Consider the following 1,521-nt stretch of genomic DNA (forward strand, 5'->3'; position numbering starts at 1 on the left):
CGGGTGCGCAGCGCCGGGTGGCGGACGGCCACCGCCTCCACCGCGCGTTCCAGGGCGGCCTCGTCGAGGTCGTACGGCAGGTCGAGGAGGACCGACATGCTGTAGTGCCGCAGCGGGCCGTGGGTCGCGAGGAACCACTGCTGAACGGGCGTCAGCGGGGCGGGCCCGTCCACGTGCGCCGTCCGGGGCGCCGGGGCCGCAGGCGCACGGCCCGCCGCGGCGGCGGCGAGGTCGGCGACGCTCTGGTGGCGGAAGACGTCCTGCGAGTGCAGGTCGAGGCCGGCGGCGCGGGCGCGGGAGACGACCTGGATGCCCAGGATGGAGTCGCCGCCCAGTTCGAAGAAGTTGTCGTCGACGCCGACCCGGTCCACGCCCAGCACCTCGGCCCAGATCCCGGCGAGGGCGTGTTCGGCGTCGGTGCGCGGGGCGACGTGTTCGCGCCCGTCGCGGACGGCGCCGAAGTCCGGCGCGGGCAGGGCGCGTTTGTCGAGCTTGCCGCTGGTGGTCAGGGGCAGCGCGTCCAGGGCGGTGAACGACGAGGGCACCATGTGCTCGGGGAGCACCCGGCGCAGCGCCTCGCGCAGCGCGGGCCCGCCGGGGGCGGTGGCGGAGGGCGCGGGGACGACGTAGGCGGCGAGCCGGGTGTGGCCCCGTTCGTCGGTCGCGGCGACGACCGCCGCGGCGGTGAGCTCGGGCAGGGCGAGCAGGGCCGCCTCGATCTCGCCGGGCTCGATGCGGTGGCCGCGCACCTTCACCTGGTCGTCGACCCGGCCGAGGTGGTCGATGCGGCCGTCGGCGGTCCAGCGGGCCAGGTCGCCGGTGCGGTACATCCGGGTGCCCGGCGCCCCGTACGGGTCGGCGACGAAGCGTGCCGCGGTCAGTCCGGGCCGTCCGGCGTAGCCGCGGGCCAGCTGCGCGCCCGCCAGGTACAGCTCGCCGCCGACGCCGGGCGGCACCGGCCGCAGCCGGTCGTCGAGGACGTAGGCCCGCACGTTGGGCAGCGGACGGCCCACCAGGGGCCGGTCCTCGCCCGCGACGCGGCAGGCGAGGGCGTCAACGGTGCACTCGGTGGGGCCGTAGAAGTTGTACGCGGCGACGTCCCGGTGCGCCGCCAGTTCGCGCCACAGCCCGGTGTCCAGGGCCTCGCCGCCGATCATCAGGACGCGGGGGCGGTGGCGCGGGTCGGTGAGCAGCCCGGCGGGCAGCAGTTGGCGCAGGTAGGAGGGGGTGAGGTCGAGGAAGTCGACGCGGTGCTCGACGACGTACTCCACCAGCGCCGCCGGGTCCAGGCGGGTCGTCTCGTCGACGAGGTGGAGCGGGTGGCCGTCGGCCATCAGCAGCACGCCCTCGAGGGAGGTGTCGAAGGAGAACGAGGCGGTGAGGGCCACGTTCAGCGGTCCCCCTCCGGCGTCGGCGACGAAGCCCTCGCGGTGCGCGGCGAGCAGGTTCGCCACGGAGCGGTGGGTGACGGCGACGCCCTTGGGGCGGCCGGTGGATCCGGAGGTGTACACGACGTAGGCG

Annotated in this window: 1 protein-coding gene; it reads right to left on the bottom strand. The window is 76.2% G+C overall.

Annotated elements, in window-relative coordinates:
- On the bottom strand, window positions 1-1,521 hold a 1,521-nt coding region (locus ACOV8S_RS26930), incomplete at both ends, for an AMP-binding protein (protein ID WP_448321315.1).

The sequence above is a fragment of the Streptomyces sp. CO7 genome (assembly GCF_053474865.1).